16 protein-coding genes and 2 riboswitches are annotated in these 21,163 nt (G+C 61.7%); of the genes, 6 read left to right on the top strand and 10 right to left on the bottom strand.

All coding sequences use genetic code 11. From position 1 onward, the window contains the following. Positions 1-12 precede the first annotated feature (12 nt). Genes LVW35_RS12050 through LVW35_RS12040 form a run of 3 tightly spaced genes read right to left on the bottom strand, consistent with a single transcriptional unit; the run spans position 13 to position 2,740 of the window. A complete protein-coding gene (locus LVW35_RS12050; RefSeq protein ID WP_233895731.1) occupies positions 13-882 on the bottom strand; it encodes a rhomboid family intramembrane serine protease in 870 nt (289 codons plus the stop codon). Continuing rightward, a complete protein-coding gene (locus LVW35_RS12045; protein ID WP_233896458.1) occupies positions 879-1,853 on the bottom strand; it encodes a metallophosphoesterase in 975 nt (324 codons plus the stop codon). Before LVW35_RS12045 ends, LVW35_RS12050 begins: the two co-directional genes overlap by 4 nt. Beyond that, positions 1,850-2,740 carry an NAD(+) kinase gene (locus LVW35_RS12040; RefSeq protein WP_003217892.1) on the bottom strand — a complete coding sequence of 297 codons (891 nt, stop codon included), beginning with the start codon at positions 2,738-2,740 and terminating at the stop codon, positions 1,850-1,852. Before LVW35_RS12040 ends, LVW35_RS12045 begins: the two co-directional genes overlap by 4 nt. A 144-nt stretch (positions 2,741-2,884) precedes the next feature. Between LVW35_RS12040 and LVW35_RS12035 the strand changes: the two genes are divergently transcribed. Next, positions 2,885-3,832: a DUF1853 family protein gene (locus LVW35_RS12035; protein ID WP_233895729.1), complete on the top strand. Its 948-nt coding sequence runs from the start codon at positions 2,885-2,887 to the stop codon at positions 3,830-3,832. Here the strand turns inward: LVW35_RS12035 and LVW35_RS12030 are convergent. Genes LVW35_RS12030 through cobW form a run of 4 tightly spaced genes read right to left on the bottom strand, consistent with a single transcriptional unit; the run spans position 3,829 to position 10,306 of the window. Next, positions 3,829-4,428, bottom strand: a complete 600-nt coding sequence (locus LVW35_RS12030; RefSeq protein ID WP_233896456.1) for a vWA domain-containing protein — start codon at positions 4,426-4,428, stop codon at positions 3,829-3,831. The genes LVW35_RS12035 and LVW35_RS12030 overlap by 4 nt on opposite strands. Positions 4,429-4,481: 53 nt before the next feature. Then, complete coding sequence (locus LVW35_RS12025; RefSeq protein WP_233895727.1) at positions 4,482-5,480, bottom strand: ATP-binding protein; 999 nt, start codon at positions 5,478-5,480, stop codon at positions 4,482-4,484. After that, positions 5,480-9,241: a cobaltochelatase subunit CobN gene (cobN, locus tag LVW35_RS12020; protein ID WP_233895725.1), complete on the bottom strand. Its 3,762-nt coding sequence runs from the start codon at positions 9,239-9,241 to the stop codon at positions 5,480-5,482. The genes LVW35_RS12025 and cobN overlap by 1 nt, the downstream gene beginning before the upstream one ends. Before the next feature lie 3 nt (positions 9,242-9,244). After that, positions 9,245-10,306: a cobalamin biosynthesis protein CobW gene (gene cobW, locus LVW35_RS12015; protein ID WP_326489603.1), complete on the bottom strand. Its 1,062-nt coding sequence runs from the start codon at positions 10,304-10,306 to the stop codon at positions 9,245-9,247. 92 nt (positions 10,307-10,398) lie between these two features. Then, positions 10,399-10,598: riboswitch (cobalamin riboswitch) on the bottom strand. 147 nt (positions 10,599-10,745) lie between these two features. Beyond that, positions 10,746-10,950: riboswitch (cobalamin riboswitch) on the top strand. Between the two features lie 96 nt (positions 10,951-11,046). Here cobW and LVW35_RS12010 point away from each other — a divergent pair. From LVW35_RS12010 to cobM, 4 genes are all read left to right on the top strand, one after another. After that, positions 11,047-11,232, top strand: a complete 186-nt coding sequence (locus LVW35_RS12010; protein WP_233895723.1) for a CbtB domain-containing protein — start codon at positions 11,047-11,049, stop codon at positions 11,230-11,232. An 11-nt stretch (positions 11,233-11,243) separates the two neighbouring features. Then, positions 11,244-11,948, top strand: coding sequence for a CbtA family protein (locus tag LVW35_RS12005; protein ID WP_233895721.1), 705 nt, complete (start codon positions 11,244-11,246; stop codon positions 11,946-11,948). Continuing rightward, positions 11,945-12,337, top strand: a complete 393-nt coding sequence (locus LVW35_RS12000; RefSeq protein WP_233895720.1) for a cobalamin biosynthesis protein — start codon at positions 11,945-11,947, stop codon at positions 12,335-12,337. The genes LVW35_RS12005 and LVW35_RS12000 overlap by 4 nt, the downstream gene beginning before the upstream one ends. Before the next feature lie 70 nt (positions 12,338-12,407). Further along, positions 12,408-13,154 carry a precorrin-4 C(11)-methyltransferase gene (gene cobM, locus LVW35_RS11995; protein ID WP_233895718.1) on the top strand — a complete coding sequence of 249 codons (747 nt, stop codon included), beginning with the start codon at positions 12,408-12,410 and terminating at the stop codon, positions 13,152-13,154. Positions 13,155-13,217: 63 nt separating this feature from the next. Here the strand turns inward: cobM and nfuA are convergent, their stop codons facing one another. The 3 genes from nfuA to LVW35_RS11980 all read right to left on the bottom strand — a co-directional run bounded on the left by nfuA (position 13,218) and on the right by LVW35_RS11980 (position 17,263). Beyond that, positions 13,218-13,802, bottom strand: coding sequence for a Fe-S biogenesis protein NfuA (gene nfuA, locus LVW35_RS11990; RefSeq protein WP_003190728.1), 585 nt, complete (start codon positions 13,800-13,802; stop codon positions 13,218-13,220). Between the two features lie 59 nt (positions 13,803-13,861). After that, on the bottom strand, positions 13,862-14,884 hold the full coding sequence (locus LVW35_RS11985) for an acyltransferase family protein (RefSeq protein ID WP_233895716.1): 1,023 nt from the start codon (positions 14,882-14,884) through the stop codon (positions 13,862-13,864). 87 nt (positions 14,885-14,971) lie between these two features. After that, on the bottom strand, positions 14,972-17,263 hold the full coding sequence (locus LVW35_RS11980; RefSeq protein WP_233895714.1) for a fatty acid cis/trans isomerase: 2,292 nt from the start codon (positions 17,261-17,263) through the stop codon (positions 14,972-14,974). Between the two features lie 165 nt (positions 17,264-17,428). Here LVW35_RS11980 and metH point away from each other — a divergent pair, with 165 nt between their 5' ends. Then, positions 17,429-21,139 carry a methionine synthase gene (metH, locus tag LVW35_RS11975; protein WP_233895712.1) on the top strand — a complete coding sequence of 1,237 codons (3,711 nt, stop codon included), beginning with the start codon at positions 17,429-17,431 and terminating at the stop codon, positions 21,137-21,139. Positions 21,140-21,163 lie beyond the last annotated feature (24 nt).

Raw genomic sequence — 21,163 nt, 5'->3', positions numbered from 1 at the left:
GGCTCTTCCTTATCAAATAGAGGCTTTGCGGCGGCTGTACAGCCCACCCAGCAAACCCGTCAGGCAGCCGATAACCAGGCCGCCGACATGGGCAGCGTTGGCGATTTCGCCGAAACCGATCATCGAGACCAGCCCCGACATGCACAGCACCAACCAGATCAGCATCATCGCCAGCACCCCACGGGGCAAGCGGTAGGCCGGGTTAGGCGAGAGTAATTGAAAAATCCAGCAGTGCCCGAGCAGGCCGTACAACACGCCGGACAACCCGCCAAACAGGCCAGGGCCGCCGAAAGCGTACTGAGCGTAGTTGGAGACCAGGCTGAACAACAGGGTCAGGCCCAGCAGGTTGATACTGCCCTGGCGCGCTTCAATGCGCCGGCCCAATTCCCAGTACCACATGCCGTTCATGGCCAGGTGCAGGATGCCGAAGTGGATCAGCATCGGCGTGACCAGCCGCCACCATTGGCCCGAGGCCAAGGTCTCGGCCAGTGGTGTGAACTGGATGTACTCGCCAAGAATGCGAAACGGCAGGAAGGTCAGCCAGGCCATGGTGTGCAGGTTTTCACCGAGCAAGGTCACCGCACCGACGATAAGGCTCGCCAGCAGCACCAGGGCCGTTACCGGGCTATGGCGCAATTGCTGGATAAAGCCTGGGCGCGCGACCGGCGCCTGCTCGGGAATATCCAGTTGCTGGTCCGGGTCGCCGGCGGGAAAGCGCTGGTACAACACGCGTACGTCATCGCTGATCGTCTCGGGCACCCACAACACTTGCTCGCCAGCTTCCTCGCTGACGCGATGAGGCACTTGCATGCGTTGCAGCAGCTTGACGAAACCGCCCAGGTCGACGCTTAGAGGCAAGCGCAATACGGGCACGGTACTCATACAATCACCTCGGGCCGCTCAACATCGACCCAGACGAATTTACGCGGATCCAATTGGGTTTCCTGGTCCAGACGGTACGCCACCAGCTTGCCGTACAGCACCGCGCTGTAGTCCAGGCAGGCCAGGTTCGGGCGGATCGGCGCCGGTTTGCCGCTGCGCCAGTAATGCCCGACGAACAGCAACGGTTCGTCGACGCCGTAGCGCAGCAGGGAATTCTTTTCGGTGGACGACAATGGCGTACGCGCCACCGGCTCCGGCAAGGCATCGGGCTGGAACACGATATCGCCGTAGGTCTTGGGGTCGTCTTCCCAGAACTTGGTGCGAAAGAACGAGCGTGTCAGGCCATCGCCGCCGGTCAGCGTGAGGCCATCCGGCAGGCGCATGTCGGTACCGCGCAACAGCCGGTCGAAGGCATTGCAGGCAAAACTGCCCGGTACGGCGGCGGCCTGCAGGAAGTGCTGGTCGATGCAGCCGTCCGGGAACGTGGCGCGCAGCGGATCGATAAAGCCGCCATCCCAGCAGGCATGCACCACGCGGAAACGTCCGGCGTCGACAAACAGCGGCATGTCATAGAACCAGCCGAGGAAGTCGTGCCAGTCAGCCGTGTGGTGCTCGAACTGGGTCAGTGTCTCGTGGATCAATCGCGCATGCCGTGGAGTGTGCTCGCGCACGAACTGCTTGCCACTGCCCGGTGGTGCGGGCGTGGTCCAGCCCAGGGCGTTGAACTCATGGTTGCCCATGATGCAGAGCGCCTGGCCGGCTTCGGTCATGTCGTGGACGATGTGCAACGCCTCGCGGATGCGCGGGCCACGGTCGATGATATCGCCGAGGAACACCGCCATGCGCGACGGATGACGCCAGGTGCCGCCCTGCTTGTGGTAACCCAACCGGTCGAGCAAGTGCTCAAGGGTGTGGGCGCAACCGTGCACGTCACCAATCAGGTCGTAGCTACGCGCGGGATCGAGCATCAGTCGCCTCCACCCCCCAAGCGGCTGCCCCAGCCCAGCTTGGTGCGGCACACTTCGTAGTAGTTGTGGTCCAGCGGGTGGATCAACCGCAACTTCTGCGCCTTCTTGCTCACGGTGATAGTGTCACCGGGAGCGCAAGTAAAGTGGTTCTGCCCGTCACAGGACACCTGCGGGTAGATCTGCATGTCTTTGGACACCACGATTTTCAACTCACTGTTGCCGTCGACCACAATCGGCCTGCTCGACAACATATGGGGGTACATCGGCACGATCACAATGGCATCCAGCTTGGGATGCATGATCGGGCCACCGGCCGACAGCGCGTAGGCCGTGGAGCCGGTGGGCGTGGCGACGATCAGGCCGTCGGCCTTCTGGCTGCACACGAACTGGCCGTCTATATAAAGTTCGAATTCGATCATTCGCGTGGACTTGCCAGGGTGCAGCACCACGTCGTTGAGGGCATCGCCCTGGCCGATGGCTTCGCCGTGGCGGCGCACTTCGGCTTGCAGCAGGAAGCGGTTCTCCACCAGGTAATGGCCATCGAGCACCTTGGCGACTTCGACTTCCAGCTCGTCCGGGCGGATATCGGTGAGGAAACCCAGGCTGCCGCGGTTGATCCCCAGCACCGGCACGTTATGCCGCGCCAAGGCACGAGCAGCCCCCAGCAGGCTGCCGTCACCGCCGACCACAATCACCATGTCACAGACTTCGCCGAGCATCTTGCGTGACGAGGTTTGCAGGCCGTGGCCCGGCAGGATTTCGGCGATGGTGTCTTCGAGGATCACATGCAGATGACGTTCCAGCAGGAATTTTTTCAGCCGGCGGACGGTGTCCAACACCTGGGTACTGCCCAGGCGACCGATAATGCCGATATTGCGAAATTGCTCCATGAGGCTCCTGCAGGATTTGGGGTGTGGCAAAAAGAACGATTATGGGCGAAAGGCCGGCCCAGGCAAAATCCTTTGTCGCCGTGAAGCCTTGATGACAATGGTTCTCAGCCACCCCCACCGCACTTAAAAGGCTATGCTCGGACCATGACTGTGTTCCCGAATCTGCACAACCTGCCCCGCCAGCTGCGCCACCCCGAAGTGCGCGACCTGGCGTGGGTGATGCTCGCCCCGCCGATGCTGGCGCAAACGCCTTGGCCACAGCGCCATCCGCTGGCAGGCAGCGATTGGGTGCAAGCGCCTCATCTGCTGGAGCACTGGCTGCGCCAACTCGATCAGGACAGCAGCACCTTGCAGCAGTGGCTGAACCTGTCGCGCACCCGACGTCTGGGCTTGTATTACGAACGCCTGTGGCAGTTCGCTGTACAGCATGCACCGGGGGTTGAATTGCTGGCCGCCAACCTGCCAATTCGTCGCGCCGGGCATACCCTCGGCGAGCTGGACATGCTGCTGCGCGACCGCGATGGCGTGCATCACTTGGAACTGGCGATCAAACTCTATCTCGGCCCGCAGGACGGTAATGGCCAGGACACGGCGCAATGGCTGGGGCCAGGCTGCCATGACCGGCTGGACCGCAAGTTGGCCCATCTGGCCCAGCATCAACTGCCGATTTCCAAGCGGGTGGAAAGCCGAGAGGCGCTGGCGGCGCTGGATATCCAGCATTTCGATGCGCATTTGTGGCTGGGCGGTTATCTGCTGTATCCCTGGCCTGGCGAGGCCCAAGCCCCCATTGGCGCCCATCCGCAGCATTTACGTGGGCGCTGGTTGCATCAGCGTGATTGGCAAGCGTTTGTCAGCCTAAGCCCGCCCGGTCGCTGGCAGCCTCTGCCCAGGCATGCGTGGTTGGCGCCAGCGCATTACCCGGTGGATGAAGTCTGGAGTGAAGAACAGATGATGGGCTGGTTGGCGGACCTGGATCCCATGGCGCCGGCGCAGTTATTGGTGCGCATGGTTCAAGTCGATCAGGATTGGGAGGAAGCCGAGCGGTTGTTCCTGGTGGCGGATCTTTGGCCAAATGTGCCGGGCAATAGCTAATCGTCAATATGCCGATAGCCCAGCTGCAACCCCACCGCCAACTCCCGAGCCCGACCCAACCTGATCGGCCCACGCTCGATATCCACCAACAGCCCCGGACACTCGAGCAACGGTAGCCCGGCGATATCCTTGAGTCGCCCGTCAGTGATCACCAGCAGCCGCTGTTGTTCAGTCGGATAACGCTTGCGTCGCAACGTCAACCACGCCCCGGCCTCGGTCAACGCCGCGAGCAACGGCGTGCCACCACCCGCGCCCAATTGATCCAGCCAGCCCGCCAAGCCCTTAGCAGCCTTCAATCCCTGGACCTGCCATTTGGGTGAATGCCCGCTAGCCGTCAACAACGCCATTCGCGCCCGCTGGCGGTAAGCGTCATCAAACAACTGGGCCAACAAACCCTTGGCGTCGGCGAGCGCACGATGCCGCCGTGTGGACGCCGACGCATCGACAATCACCAGCCACAGCTCATGGGCCGAACGACTGCGCAGTTGATACAGCAAATCTTCACGGGTTTGCGGGCGACCACCCAGCAAGGTGCCCGGCCAATGGATCGAACCCTGCTGCGCGCTGCGCGCCTTGCCGTGCCTGCCTCTGTCCAGTCGCCCTGCCTTGGGGCGGGCATCCGCCCCCGTGTCAGGTCGGGGACGGATGCCTAGGGCTTTTTTGGCCAGGTGGGGACTTCCCGGCGTGCGCCCGTGGGCAAGGCCGGTGCGGGCATATCGCCCCATTGACCTTGACCCGGCGAAGCATCGGAGGCCTTGGGCGACTGCCCTTCACTCGGCGGGCTGGACGCAGGGGCCTGCTCTTGGCGGCGATGGCGCAAGGCAAATTCCGCCACCGCGTCGATATCTTCTTCGGCGATAGCACTGGCGCCACGCCAGGCGGCATGGGCCCGAGCGCCACGCAACCACACCAGGTCCGCACGCAAGCCATCGACGCCCGCCGCGAAACACCGCTCTGTGATCTGCGCCAGCGCCTCATCATCCAGCGCGATAGCGTCGAGCCGCGCCCGCGCCTGGGTGCAGCGTTCGCGCAAGGCCGCCTGCGACTCATCCCATTGCGCGCAGAACGCCACCGGATCGCTATCAAACTCCAGGCGACGACGAATGATCTGTCCCCGCTCAGCCGGCAATGTCTGCCCGCTCAACGCCACGTTGAAACCGAAACGGTCGAGCAGCTGTGGTCGCAACTCACCCTCCTCCGGGTTCATGGTGCCGATCAGCACGAAGCGCGCCGAATGACGATGGGAAATGCCATCGCGCTCGATGAGATTGGTGCCGCTGGCGGCCACGTCCAGCAGCAGGTCTACCAGGTGGTCGGGCAGCAGGTTGACTTCATCGACGTACAACACGCCGCCATCCGCCTTGGCCAATACGCCGGGGGAAAACTGCGCGCGGCCCTCGCCCAAGGCAGCATCCAGGTCCAGCGTGCCGACAAGACGCTCTTCAGTGGCGCCCAAGGGCAAGGTCACTAACTGACCGCTGGCCAGCACGTCCGCCAAACCACGCGCTAAAGTCGACTTGGCCATGCCGCGCGGGCCTTCGATCAGCACACCGCCGATCTTCGGGTCGATGGCGGTCAGGCACAACGCCAGTTTCAGGTCGTCGGCGCCGACTACGGCGGACAGCGGGAAATGCGGAATATCAGTCATCAGCTGTCTTCTTCTATATCCAGCAACAGGTTTTCCAACGCCTCACGGTAAGCCCCCGGCTCCTGCCACATGCCACGTTGTTGCGCTTCGAGCATGCGCTCGGTCATGTCGCGCAGCGCATCGGGGTTGTGCTGTTGCACAAAGGCGCGGGTGTCGGGGTCGAGCAGGTAGGCGTCGGCCAACAATGCGTATTGGTGATCGTCAATCAGCGCCGTGGTGGCGTCGAAGGCGAACACATTGTCCACGGTCGCCGCCATTTCAAACGCACCTTTATAGCCATGGCGCTTCACGCCTTCGATCCACTTGGGGTTGGCGGCGCGGGAACGGATCACCCGGTTCAGCTCGCCCTTCAGCGTACGGATCTTCGGCAGGTCCGGCTGGCTGTGGTCACCATGATAGCTGGCGGCCTTGTCGCCGCTCAGGGTTTCCACGGCGGCAAGCATGCCACCCTGGAATTGGTAGTAGTCGTTGGAGTCGAGCAGGTCGTGCTCACGATTGTCCTGGTTCTGCAGCACCGCCTGCACTTGGCTCAGGCGCTGGGCAAATTGTTCGCGGGCGGCGGTGCCTTCGTCGGAACCACCATACGCATAACCGCCCCAGTTCAAGTAAACCTCGGCCAGGTCTTCGCGGCTTTGCCACAGACGCCCGTCGATGGCGCCCTGCACACCCGCCCCATAGGCGCCGGGTTTAGCGCCAAAGATGCGCCAACCGGCTTGTTTCGCGGCGGCCTCTTCGTCCAGACCGGACTTTAGCAACGCCTCGCGCTCATTGCGCACCTTGGCGGCCAGAGGGTTCATGTCGTCCGGCTCATTCAGCGCCGCCACGGCCTGCACCGCGGCGTCGAACAGGCGGATCAAATTGGCGAAGGCATCGCGGAAAAAGCCCGACACACGCAAGGTCACGTCTACGCGCGGGCGATCCAACAGGCTGATCGGCAGGATCTCGAAATCATCCACCCGCTGGCTGCCGGTCGCCCACACCGGGCGCACGCCCATCAGTGCCATGGCCTGGGCGATATCGTCGCCGCCGGTGCGCATGGTGGCGGTGCCCCACACCGACAGACCGAGCTGGCGCAGGTGGTCGCCGTGGTCCTGTAAATGCCGCTCAAGAATCAGGTTGGCGGATTGGAAACCGATGCGCCAGGCCGTGGTGGTCGGCAGGTTGCGTACGTCGACGGTGAAGAAGTTGCGCCCCGTTGGCAGCACATCCAAACGCCCGCGACTCGGCGCGCCACTGGGGCCCGCCGGCACAAAACGGCCGCCGAGGGCATCCAGCAACCCCCGCATTTCCGCCGGCCCACAAGCATCCAGACGCGGTGCAACTACGATACGCAGGCTTTCGATGACCGCCTTCACATCCTCCCAGCCCGGTTCTTCCAACTGCTCAAGCGGCCCTTCCAGGGCTTGCTCGATCAGCCGTGCGGCATACAGTTCCAGGCGTTCGCGGGTATCGCCAGCAGTGCGCCACAACTGCGGATCGATCTTTTGCAATACCAACGGTCGACGCCCGGTCCAGGGTTCGGCCAAGGCGCAGTCCAACGGATCGAAGCCCAACTCGAACGCCTTGGCCAGCACCCGCAACAGGCTCGATTGCGGGCCACGGCCGTCACCGCGCGGGATGCGCAGCAAGGCCAGCAAGGTGTCGATGCGCAAGCGGCCTGCGGGTGACTCGCCAAAGATATGCAAGCCGTCGCGGATCTGCGACTCCTTCAAGTCGCACAAGTAAGTGTCCAGGCGCGGTAGCCACACGGCGGCATCGGCGTCGCTCTCCAGCTCGAGCTCCTGGTCGATGCGGGTTTCGCGCACCAGCTTGAGGATGTCTTTTTGCAGTTCCAGGGCGCGACGCGGGTCCAGCAGTTGCGCTTCGTAATACTCGTCCGCCAGCAGCTCAAGGTTACGCAGCGGGCCGTAGGTTTCGGCACGGGTCAGCGGCGGCATCAGGTGATCGATGATCACCGCCTGAGTGCGTCGTTTGGCCTGGGCGCCCTCGCCCGGATCGTTGACGATGAATGGGTAGATATTCGGCAGCGGCCCCAGCAGCGCATCGGGCCAGCAGTTCTCCGACAACCCGACGCCCTTGCCCGGCAACCATTCAAGGTTGCCGTGCTTGCCCACATGGATCACGCCGTGGGCGCCGTAGGTGTGGCGCAGCCAGAAATAGAACGCCAGGTAACCGTGGGGCGGCACCAGGTCCGGGTCGTGGTAAACGGCGCTGGCGTCTACTTGGTAACCCCGTGCCGGCTGAATACCGACAAACATCAGGCCAAGGCGCAGGCCGGCGATCATCATGCGACCGTCGCGGCACATTGGATCGTTATGGGGCGTGCCCCAGCGTTCCAGCACGGCTTGGCGATTGGCCTCGGGCAAGCGGCTGAACATCGCCTCGTAGTCATCCAGACTCAGGCTTTGATGGCAAGGGCGCAGGTCGAGGCTGTCCAGGTCATTGGTGACGCCGCCGAGCAAATCGTGGATCAGCGCCGTGCCGCTTTCCGGGAGTGCATCCGGCACTGGATAACCTTCGGCGTGCAACGCACGCAGGATATTCAGCGCCGCCGCCGGCGTATCCAGGCCGACACCATTGCCGATACGCCCATCGCGGGTCGGATAGTTGGCGAGGATCAGCGCGATGCGTTTGTCGGCATTTGGCACCCGCGCCAGCTCGACCCAACGCCACGCCAGCTCAGCGACAAAATCCATGCGTTCCGGCGCCGCTCGATAGCACACCACATCCGACTGGCTGCGCTCGCTGCGCCAGGCCAGGTCCTTGAAACTGATCGGACGGCTGATAATGCGCCCGTCCAACTCCGGCAAGGCAATGTGCATCGCCAAGTCGCGGGGGCCGAGGCCTTGCTCACTGGCCTCCCAGCCGGGCTGGTTGTCCTGGGCGCAGATCGCCTGGATCACCGGGATATTGCGGCGAAACGGCCGCAAATGCGGCGCCTCAGGGCTCGACTGGGCGAAACCGGTGGTGTTGAGGATCACCGCCGCACCCACCTCATCCAGCAGGTCCTCGACCACCGCCAGGCAGGCGGGCTCTTTCAGACTGGCCACCGCCATCGGCAACGGGTTGAGGCCCGCCGCCTGCAAGCGCTGGCAGAACACATCGATAAAACCGGTATTGGCCGCCTGCAAATGGGAGCGGTAGAACAGCACCGCCGCCACCGGCCACTCGGCATTCCAGTCGGCCTGCCAATCATTCAGGCGGGCGTTGGCGTGGCGCGGATGATAAATCGCCGTGCGCGGCAGGTTTTGCGGCTCTTCCCAGACATAGTCGCGGCCCAGGTAGCCACTGGCCAGACAGCGATAAAAATCCAAGGCATTCGCCAGGCCGCCCTGGCGCAGGAAATGCCAGAGGCGATCACGCGCGTCGGCGCCGACGGTGCTCAGTGCGCTGAGTTCCGGGTCCGGGCGATCATCGCCCGGCACCAGGATCAGTTGGACGCCCCGCTCGGCCAATTCCACCAGCCGCTCGATGCCATAACGCCAATAACCGATGCCGCCATGCAGCGAGATCAGAATGACCTTGGCGTGGCGCAGCACTTCATCGACATACAGGTCCACCGACGCATGGTTCTGCACCTGCATCGGGTTGGCCAAACGGAAACTGGGGTAATCCTCGGGTAACTGCTGCGCAGCTTCCGCCAGCAGCGCCAGGCTGGAATCGCCGCTGCACAGGATCACCAGGTCAGCGGGGGTTTGGCCAAGGTCGGCAATATTGTCGTCCGAGACGAAACCACCGGGCTGGGTCCTGAGCAGGTGCATGGGTTAAACGCTGAGGGCGGCGCGCAGTTGCGCTTCGAGGCCCGCCGCGTCGAGGTCCTGTCCGATCAGCACCAGGCGCGTGATCCGCGCCTCATCTGCGCCCCAGGCACGGTCGAAATGCTTGTCGAAACGCGTGCCCACACCCTGGATCAACAGACGCATCGGCTTGTTCGGGATCGCGGCGAAACCTTTGACGCGCAGGATGCCGTGTTGCACCACCAGTTGGGTCAGGGCGTCGAGCAGCAGCGACTCGTCGGCTTGCGGCAGGTCGATGGAGATGGAATCGAAGGCGTCGTGGTCATGATCGTCTTCACCTTCGTGATGATGATCGTGATGGCTGTGGCGATCGTCGATATGTTCTTCGGAGCCGGCGCCCAGGCCAATCAACACGTCCAGTGGCAGGCGACCGCTGCTGGCTTCGATGATTTTCACCGCTGGCGGCAGTTCTTCGGCAACTTCCAGGCGCACCCGGGCCAAGTCTTCAGGGCTGATCAGGTCGGATTTATTGAGGATCACCAGGTCCGCGCTGGCCAGTTGATCGGCGAACAACTCGTGCAGCGGCGACTCGTGGTCCAGGTTCGGGTCGAGCTTGCGCTGGGCATCCACTTGATCCGGGAACGCAGCAAAGGTGCCGGCGGCCACGGCCGGGCTGTCGACCACGGTGATCACCGCGTCAACGGTGCAGGCGCTACGGATTTCCGGCCATTGGAAAGCTTGAACCAACGGCTTTGGCAAGGCCAGGCCTGAGGTTTCGATGAGGATATGGTCGAGGTCGCCGCGACGGGCAACCAATTCGCGCATCACCGGGAAGAATTCTTCCTGCACGGTGCAGCACAGGCAGCCGTTGGCCAGTTCATAGACGCGGCCGTTGGCTTCTTCTTCGGTGCAACCGATGGAGCACTGCTTGAGGATTTCACCGTCAATGCCCAGCTCGCCAAATTCATTGACGATCACCGCGATGCGACGGCCCTGGGCGTTGTCGAGCATGTGGCGCAGCAAGGTGGTTTTGCCCGAGCCCAGGAAGCCGGTGACGATGGTGACGGGGAGTTTGGCCAGTGTTTTCATCGGATGCCCTTTGGGGCGGGCATACGGGACGATAGGCCCTGCGACGGCGCGCAGCAGCGGATTTCGTCACCGGATCACCCCGCCCGGTTGAATTTAAAATCGGTTGCGAGGCAGGTCTCCTGGCTTGGGGCTTGCAGGTCTTGCGACCGGCGCTGACTGCGCCTTCCCGCCTTGTCGGCAGTGGCGTGGCAGTCAGCTGAACCCTTTACAGTTGCGGGGGCAGCCGCGGCTTGGACCGCGTTCCCTTCTTAGCTTCGGCCTGGGCTGAAGAACCTCGAGGGTGCAAGGCTACGCAGTGCTTGGGGGATGGTCAATGATGGGGTTTGGGTTGGTGTACATATCCGTTATTTGGGTGATGGCGGGTATTGGTTCCGCCCTTACCTAAACAACGGATATGCCCCCAACAACCCAATTGACTCCCCTCCCGCCCCCATGCTCTCCTACACATCTTGTTTCGGGTGCCCCTCACAGGGTGAAACGGGAAACCGGTGCGTCATAGCGATATGACCAGTCCGGTGCTGCCCCCGCAACGGTAAGCGAGCGAAGTGTCAGATCCACTGTGCCTCCAAGGCATGGGAAGGCGATGCTTAATAGGCGCAATGCCCCTCGCAAGCCCGGAGACCGGCCCGAAAAAATCAGATAACAAACCCGCGGTGGGCGGGCGCTGTTCAAACCCTGCGTGCCCGGCTCGCGGGGTTTTCATGCGCTCGTTTCACCCTGACACCTGAAAGGGACGCGCCATGTCGATCATCAGCAGCACCTCGCACACCGCCAGCACCGCCACCCTGAGCCAACGCCTGACCGCCGCCATCGGCGCGTCAATCCTGGGCGCATGCCTGGTGTACTTCGCCGGTTTCTCGCACATCGAGGCGGTGCACAACGCTGCTCACGATACCCGCCACAGCGCCGCGTTCCCGTGCCACTGAGACCTGCCGACATGATCAAGCGTATTGCGCAAACCGCAGGCTTCACCGGTCTATTGGCTGCCCTGCTGCTGACACTGCTGCAAAGCTTATGGGTCGCCCCGCTGATTCTGCAGGCGGAAACCTTTGAAAAGGCCCCGGCTGCCACCCAAGTGGTGCATGAGCACGCTGCCGGCACCGCGGCTCATACCCATGATGCCGAAGCCTGGGAGCCGGAGGATGGCTGGCAGCGCGTGCTGTCGACCACGGGCGGCAACCTGGTAGTCGCTGTAGGTTTTGCACTGATGCTCGCCGGTCTGTACACCTTGCGTGCGCCAACCCGCACTGCCCAAGGCCTGCTGTGGGGCCTGGCCGGTTACGCAACCTTCGTGCTGGCGCCGACGATGGGCCTGCCGCCCGAACTGCCAGGCACAGCCGCCGCTGACCTCGCGCAACGCCAAATCTGGTGGATTGGCACCGCCGCCTCGACCGCCGTCGGTATCGCGCTGATCGCATTCGGACGCAACTGGTTGTTGAAGGCCCTGGGAGTGGCGATTCTGGTAGTGCCGCACGTGATCGGCGCACCACAGCCGGAAGTGCACTCGATGCTGGCCCCGGAGGCCCTGGAAGCGCAATTCAAGATCGCGTCGCAGCTGACCAACGTGGCGTTTTGGCTGGCCCTGGGCCTGATCAGCGCCTGGCTGTTCCGTCGTAACCGCGACGATCAATACTCGGTATGACGTTAGTGGTTGGCCTGGGTTGCCAGCGGGGCTGTAACAGTCACGCCTTGCTGGCCCTGATTGATACCGCCCTCGCCGAGGGCGGTATCGAGCGCAGCCAAATCACCGCACTGGCGAGTATCGACCGCAAGCGGGATGAACCAGGATTACTGGCGGTTGCCGCGCTTTTGAAACTGCCATTACAGTGCTTCAGCGTGGAACGCCTGGCGGTTTACACAGACCGGCTGAGCCATAAATCCGACATCGCTTTTGCCCATACCGGTTGCTACGGCATCGCTGAAAGCGCCGCACTGGCCCTTGCTGAACAGCTTGCCAATGCCCCCGCCCGCCTGTTGATCACCCGCAAAAAAACCGCCCACGCCACCTTTGCCTTGGCATGCGCGGGTTGAAAACCCGATAATCGCTCCTCTCGATCATGAGCAACTTTCATGCTCACGCGTTTTTCACCAGGATTATCCCATGACCGTCTACTTCATCGGCGCAGGTCCCGGCGACCCGGAATTGATCACCGTCAAAGGCCAGCGGCTGATCCGTAGTTGCCCGGTGATCATCTATGCCGGCTCGCTGGTGCCGGCAGCTGTACTTGAAGGTCATCAGGCGGAAACGGTGGTCAACAGCGCCGAACTGCACTTGGAACAGATCATTGATCTGATCAAGGCCGCCGATGCCAAAGGCCAGGATGTGGCGCGCGTCCATTCCGGCGACCCCAGCCTGTATGGCGCCATTGGCGAACAGATCCGCCACCTGCGGGAATTGGGCATCCCCTTCCAGATCATCCCTGGAGTCACCGCCGTGGCCGCCTGCGCGGCGCTGCTGGAAACCGAGCTGACCCTGCCGGACATCGCCCAGAGCGTGATCCTGACCCGCTATGCCGATAAGACCAGCATGCCCGCCGGTGAGGCTTTCGACTGCCTGGCCCGACATGGCACCACCATGGCGATTCACCTGGGGGTCAATCATCTGGACAAGATCGTCGCTGAACTGCTGCCTCACTACGGCGCGGATTGCCCGATTGCCGTGGTGCACCGGGCAACCTGGCCGGATCAGGATTGGGCGGTGGGAAACTTAAGTGATATTGCCGAGAAAGTGGCGGCCAAGGGCTTTCGACGCACGGCGTTGATTGTGGTGGGCCGGGTGTTGGCCAGCGACAGCTTCAGTGAGTCGTCGCTGTACCGGGCGGGGCATGCCCATCTTTACCGCCCTTGAAACAGGGCATAAAAAAACGGCGCTCACGGGGCGCCGTTTTTTCGTTCGCAGTGAACGCCTTACTCAGTAGTAGGCGTTTTCTTTCTGCGTGTGGTCGGTCACGTCACGTACACCCTTGAGCTCTGGAATGCGTTCCAGCAAGGTGCGCTCGATGCCTTCGCGCAGGGTCACGTCCGCCTGGCCGCAGCCTTGGCAGCCGCCGCCGAACTTCAACACCGCAATGCCATCGTCGACCACGTCGATCAGGCTGACCTGGCCACCATGGCTGGCCAGGCCTGGGTTGATCTCGGTTTGCAGGTAGTAGTTGATGCGCTCGTTCACCGGGCTGTCGGCGTTGACGTTCGGCACCTTGGCGTTTGGCGCCTTGATGGTCAATTGGCCGCCCATACGGTCGGTGGCGTAATCGACCACCGCGTCGTCGAGGAACGCTTCGCTGAAGGCATCGATATACGCGGTGAAGCTTTTCAGCCCCAGGGCGGTGTCTTCAGGCTTCTCTTCACCAGGCTTGCAGTAGGCAATGCAAGTCTCGGCGTATTGGGTGCCAGGCTGGGTGATAAAGACGCGGATGCCGATACCCGGGGTGTTCTGCTTGGACAGCAGGTCAGCCAGGTAATCGTGGGCGGCGTCGGTAATGGTTATGGCAGTCATGGAAACTCCTCACAGGCTTGCCGGCAGTTTACGCCAAATCATTACAGAGGTACAAAGTCCTAGTATTTTTGTCGGGAAATAATCCCCCGATCATCGACGCCGAACCAGTGCTTCAGCACGCGATAAGGGCGTTTCTCCAGCCAGTGGTAGCTCCCATAAGCGCCCAGCGCCGTCACTACGACGCACACAAGCAACATGGCATAGGGGTCTATTCCCATGCGTTTGGCAATAAGCTGCCCAGCGGCGAGTACCGGCACATGGATCAAATACACAGAATAGGAACAATCACCGAGCATTTTCAGAAACCGCGAGCCCTTAAAGTAAGGTTCCAGCGCCACACAACTGATGACCGATATCGCGCTGGGAATACCCCACTCCAACGCACGCGGTAAATCAGCCCCGTGATAAACCGCCATTGACGCACCGACAATACCCAACAACGGCAGCCAGGGTTTGGTCCGACACAAGCCACGGCGATAGAGCATGCCGATCACGATGCCCATCAGAAACTCCAAGACGATGCCGTTGCTGTAGAACCCGCTGGCCAAACCAAGGGTGGGGCCGATGTAGCACGCCAGATACAGCAACGTTGCCACTACCCACAGCCGATACGATGCGCGCACTGACAAAGCAAAGGAAAACAGCACGTAGAACAGCATTTCGAAATTCAGGGTCCACCCGACACCCAGCAGCGGATAGACCTCCACGCCCGGTTCGCTCGGGGCTGCGATGAACAGCAGCGACATGAGCACGTAACTCGGCTCCAGATGCTCATAGGGAAACATCGAAGGCACAGTCGCCACCAGAAGCACCATGAGCAAGGTATAGAACCAATACGCTGGGACGATCCTTGCCACGCGCATGAGCATGAAACGCCAAGGGGTCAGCGCCTTGTCCGCGGTCGCGAGGAAGATCACAAACCCACTGATGACGAAGAAAATATCCACGCCGATACCGCCTTTATCGGCCAGCAGATACTCCAGCGCATTGTGTGCCTCAAAGTCGAAAAACAACTGCATGAAGTGCACACCCACTACCATCCATGCCGCCAAGGCCCGTAGCGCCTGCACTGAAATCAGCATAATCGGAATACCCTTTCCTGCCCCGTAAGATAGATATCCGACCGCTTCAGCACCCGCTCAGAGAGATGACTGGATCACCGGGTACCGTTATAGGTTCTCATAGCGATTCATGTCCAGCACCCCCTCTTCCACCGGCGTGGTTTCACGGACGTACTGCGACAAATCGTGGAAATACTGCCAGAACAGCGGATGGCTGCGGCGCACGCCCCAGCGATCCACAATCAGCTCAAAACCCTTGGCATCCTTGGCCTGCTCCATTTCGGCCACGAACTCGGGCACTTCCCGGGCCGGAATATTGAACATAAAGTTCGGGTAGCTGCTCAGCACGCCAGGATAAATCGTCACCGTATCCAAGCCCGGCTGATAGCGATAAGCCTCACCCATCAGAAACGCCACATTACTGTGGGCACGATTGCGCAGCATGCTGTAGACCACCCGCTTGCCGCTGGCGGTCTCAACCCGCAGCATCGTCGCTTCAGGCAGTTGATCAATAACCTTGAGCCCAGCGGCCGGGCGTGAAGTCAGACGGCTCAGGGCCTGCTCCGCATCCTGGATGGCCGGGTCGACACCGTCGCGGGAGCAATAGGCGCCGCTGCAACGGTTGATCGGATCCGGGCTGACATTCAAATGGCCATAACGGCTGAGCAACTGCTTGGCAAAGTCACGTTTCGGATCGTTTTCGTTGAGGTGCAGGCCGGTGGGCTTGTCGTCATCAATTGCTTCATAGTCCAGCCACAGCTTGATCTTCCCGCTGTTCTGATACCAGTCATCCATAAAATCTTCGCGGGTATCAGCGGGCATCAGCCGCAGGAAGTTCTGCTCGGCACCATTGCGAATCAGGTCGAAATACAATCGGGTCTGGGCCTGATGCGACACATTGCCGAACACATCGAAATTCACCGCCAGTTGGTAATACGTGCGCTCCAGCAGCGGATAGTCGAACAACCACATTGTCTGCGGCACCTCGCCAATCAGGCCTTTGGTCACCGAGGCGCTGTCGAAGTGGCGGAAGATGCTCAGCAAAGCGTTGTCATTGCCCGCCCACAGGCTCGACCAGCTCGGCGGCGGCAAGTCAGCGTAGCTGTCGCGGCGCAGGGCCTCATATTCGTTGCGCTTGTCGCGGTAAGCCAACCACAGGCTGAGCACACTGCCCACGTCATCGTTCTGCCCCGGCATGGCCAGCAACGGCGTGGCCTGGCCGCGATAGCGCGCATCGGTGATGTACAGGTCGTGGTCCGGGTCCTGGAACAGGGTCCAGAAGTTGTCGCGGATCACGTCCGTGGCAATCTGCCCACGGCATACCGGCCCGCGAATAAAGGTACGCACGAAGTACTCGGCGTTATCCAGCATGAATTGGTAACGCGCCTTGGCCGGGATGGCTTCGAAGGTTTCGAAGGGGTTGGCGCGACGGCCCGGGCCATAGCCCGGCAAAGCGTCGACCTGCCAGTTGCCGGCGTAGAACAGCTCTTTGATGCGCGCCATCTTCTCGGCACTGAACGGGTACGTGATATGGGTTTTATGCACAATCACACCCTGCACCGGCCACAGGCGGTAATACACACGGGTGCCGGGGTCATCATTGGGGCGACGGGTAGCGATCAGGTCGATTGGCTGGCCGCTTGGTGTACGCGAGCGCACCCACTGGAAAAAATGCCCCGGCGCGCCATTTTCGAAGTAGATATGCGCGAGATACAGATGTTCGAACAACCAGCGCGCCACCAGGCTTTCCCGCGCCCCCGGCTGGTTGAATAAGTTTTCCCACTGCTGTACCTGGAGGGCTTCCTTGGGGCTGGGCGCCAAGCCTCGTTCGTCGATAGGAGCGCCGGACGCGAGCCAGCGTTGCAGGGTCTGGTACTGCTGGTCGGTCAGGCCGGTGACCGCCAGCGGCATGCCTTCCCTGGGATGGGCACCCGCGTAGGCATTGAACTCGCCGGGCACGGCGCACGTGTTTTCGCGGTTCAGTCCCAGAACGATGTCTTCAGGCAATTTGGCGTTCGGTTGCAACGGGGCGTTATGGCCCAACTCGAGCATGCGCGCCATCAGCGCCGCCTGGCTGCCCTGGGCGTCCAGCACAGAATAGAAACCCTTCTGCTGCCAGGCTTGCTTGCCAAAGGCGTCATAAAACAAACGGGTGGTCGGCGTGGCCTGGCTACGCTCACCGTCGTAGACCGGCACTTTACTCGCGCCGCGCAGCGCACCTTCGGCGCTGCCGAGGTTGAGCTGACAGGCGGAGTCGTAGCAGGCATGGCAGGCCACGCATTTCTCGGTGAAGATCGGTTGAATGTCGCGGGTGTACGAAATCGCCGGGGCGGGTCCGTCAGCCTGTGCAATGCAGGCGACCAGTGCCAGGATGGCGCTGGTGATGAGGCGAAGTGACATGTATCCGGTCCCGATTCAATGCGTGCAGTAAAAAGTGCCGGTGATTCTACCGGGCCATGACGCCGCCCAACATGAACGATATTCATGCAAAACCTGCACATGCTCTAAATCCGCACAGGTTTGCTATGATTCCCCCCCTCCGAAATGCCTGACCAGAGTAGTCCCATGTCCGATCGTAGCGTTCGTCTGCAAGCCCTTCATCAAGCCCTCAAGGAACGTATCCTGATTCTCGACGGCGGTATGGGCACGATGATCCAGAGCTACAAGCTTGAGGAAAATGACTACCGTGGCAAACGCTTCGCCGACTGGCCCAGCGATGTCAAGGGCAACAACGACCTGCTGGTGATCACACGCCCGGACGTGATCGGCGGCATCGAAAAAGCCTATCTGGATGCCGGCGCCGACATCCTCGAAACCAACACCTTCAACGCCACCCGTATCTCCATGGCCGACTACGGGATGGAAGAACTGGCCTATGAGCTGAACGTAGAAGGCGCACGCCTGGCGCGCAAAATCGCTGACGCCAAGACCGCCGAAAACCCGGCCAAGCCGCGTTTCGTCGCCGGCGTGCTCGGCCCGACCAGCCGCACCTGCTCGCTGTCGCCCGACGTGAACAACCCCGGCTACCGCAACGTGACCTTCGATGAGTTGGTGGAAAACTACACCGAAGCCACCAAAGGCCTGATCGAAGGCGGCGCCGACCTGATCCTGATCGAGACCATTTTCGACACCCTCAACGCCAAGGCCGCGATCTTCGCCGTGCAAGGCGTGTTCGAGGAATTGAACATCGAACTGCCGATCATGATCTCCGGCACCATCACCGACGCCTCCGGTCGTACCCTGTCGGGCCAGACCACCGAAGCGTTCTGGAACTCCGTGGCCCACGCCAAGCCAATTTCCGTGGGGCTGAACTGCGCCCTGGGCGCCAGCGAACTGCGTCCGTACCTGGAAGAGTTGTCGAACAAGGCCAACACCCACGTGTCCGCGCACCCGAACGCCGGCCTGCCCAACGAATTCGGCGAGTACGACGAATTGCCGTCGCAGACCGCCGAGGTCATCGAAGAGTTTGCCCAGAGCGGCTTCCTCAACATTGTCGGCGGCTGCTGCGGCACCACGCCGGGCCATATCGAAGCCATCGCCAAGGCCGTGGCCGGTTATGCACCGCGCCAGATCCCGGACATTCCCAAGGCCTGCCGCCTGTCGGGCCTCGAACCGTTCACCATTGATCGCAGCTCATTGTTCGTCAACGTCGGCGAACGCACCAACATCACCGGTTCCGCACGGTTTGCCCGCCTGATCCGTGAAGACAACTACACCGAAGCCCTGGAAGTCGCCCTGCAGCAGGTGGAAGCCGGCGCCCAGGTGATCGACATCAACATGGACGAGGGCATGCTGGATTCGAAGAAGGCCATGGTGACCTTCCTCAATCTGATTGCCGGCGAGCCGGACATCTCCCGCGTGCCGATCATGATCGACTCCTCCAAGTGGGACGTGATCGAAGCCGGCCTCAAGTGCATCCAGGGCAAGGGCATCGTCAACTCCATCAGCATGAAGGAAGGCGTGGAGCAGTTCATCCATCACGCCAAGCTGTGCAAACGCTATGGCGCTGCCGTGGTGGTGATGGCGTTCGACGAAGCCGGCCAGGCCGACACCGAAGCGCGCAAGAAAGAAATCTGCAAACGCTCCTACGACATCCTGGTGAATGAGGTCGGCTTCCCGCCGGAAGACATCATCTTCGACCCGAACATTTTCGCGGTCGCCACCGGTATCGAAGAACACAACAACTACGCCGTCGACTTCATCAACGCCTGTGCCTACATCCGGGACGAACTGCCATACGCGCTGACCTCTGGCGGCGTGTCCAACGTGTCGTTCTCGTTCCGTGGCAACAACCCGGTGCGTGAAGCGATCCACTCGGTGTTCCTGCTGTACGCGATCCGCAATGGCCTGACCATGGGTATCGTCAACGCCGGCCAGTTGGAGATTTACGACCAGATCCCGACCGAGCTGCGCGACGCCGTGGAAGACGTGGTGCTCAACCGCACGCCAGACGGCACCGACGCCCTTCTCGCCATCGCCGACAAGTACAAGGGCGACGGCAGCGTCAAGGAAGCCGAAACCGAAGAATGGCGTGGCTGGGACGTGAACAAGCGCTTGGAACACGCACTGGTCAAAGGCATCACCACGCACATTGTCGAAGACACCGAGGAATCACGACTGTCTTTCGCGCGCCCGATCGAAGTGATCGAAGGCCCGCTGATGTCCGGCATGAACATCGTTGGCGACCTGTTCGGCGCGGGCAAAATGTTCCTGCCCCAGGTGGTGAAATCCGCCCGCGTCATGAAACAGGCGGTTGCCCACTTGATCCCGTTCATCGAGCTGGAAAAAGGCGATAAGCCTGAAGCCAAAGGCAAAATCCTGATGGCCACGGTGAAGGGCGACGTGCATGACATCGGCAAGAACATCGTCGGCGTGGTACTGGGTTGCAACGGCTACGACATCGTCGACCTGGGCGTCATGGTGCCGGCAGAGAAGATCCTGCAAGTGGCCAAGGAACAGAAGTGCGACATTATCGGGCTGTCCGGCCTGATCACGCCGTCCTTGGACGAAATGGTCCACGTGGCCCGTGAGATGCAGCGCCAGGACTTCCACCTGCCATTGATGATCGGTGGCGCCACCACCTCCAAGGCCCACACGGCGGTGAAGATCGAGCCCAAATACAACAACGATGCGGTGATCTACGTGACCGACGCCTCGCGCGCCGTGGGCGTGGCCACGCAGTTGCTGTCCAAGGAACTAAAGGCCGGCTTTGTCGAGAAGACCCGCCTGGAATACATTGACGTACGCGAACGCACCTCGAACCGTAGTGCCCGCACCGAGCGCCTGAGCTACGCTGCCGCCATCGCCAAGAAGCCGCAGTTCGAATGGAGCACCTACACGCCAGTGGTGCCGACCTTTACCGGTGCCAAGGTGCTGGACAATATCGACCTCAAGGTATTGGCCGAGTACATCGACTGGACGCCGTTCTTTATCTCCTGGGACCTGGCCGGCAAGTTCCCGCGCATCCTCGAAGACGAAGTGGTCGGTGAAGCTGCCACCGCGCTGTACGCCGATGCCCAGGAAATGCTCAAGAAGCTGATCGACGAAAAACTCATCAGCGCCCGTGCCGTGTTCGGCTTCTGGCCGACCAACCAGGTGCAGGACGATGACCTGGAAGTCTATGGCGACGATGGCCAGCCGATTGCGCGGCTGCATCACCTGCGCCAGCAGATCATCAAGACCGACGGCAAGCCGAACTTCTCCCTGGCCGACTTCGTGGCACCGAAGGACAGCGGCGTGACCGACTACATCGGTGGTTTCATTACCACTGCCGGTATCGGTGCAGAAGAAGTCGCCAAGGCCTACCAGGACGCGGGCGACGACTACAACTCGATCATGGTCAAGGCCCTGGCCGACCGCCTGGCCGAAGCCTGCGCCGAATGGCTGCACCAGCAGGTGCGTAAAGACTACTGGGGTTATGCCAAGGACGAGCAACTGGACAACGAGGCGCTGATCAAGGAGCAATACAGCGGTATCCGCCCTGCCCCCGGCTACCCGGCCTGCCCGGATCACACCGAAAAAGCCCAGTTGTTCCGCCTGCTCGATCCCGAGGCACGGGAAATGCAAGCCGGCCGCAGCGGCGTGTTCCTCACCGAGCACTACGCGATGTTCCCGGCGGCGGCAGTCAGCGGCTGGTACTTCGCCCACCCGCAGGCGCAGTACTTTGCCGTGGGCAAGGTGGACAAGGACCAGGTGACGAACTACACCGCGCGCAAAGGCCAGGACCTGAGTGTGACCGAGCGTTGGTTGGCGCCGAACCTGGGTTACGACAACTAAGCCCGGCTGGATTGTCTATGCTCT

This window comes from Pseudomonas sp. HN11 (assembly GCF_021390155.1).
GTDB lineage: Bacteria > Pseudomonadota > Gammaproteobacteria > Pseudomonadales > Pseudomonadaceae > Aquipseudomonas.
This window is presented reverse-complemented; position numbering and strand designations above follow the sequence as displayed.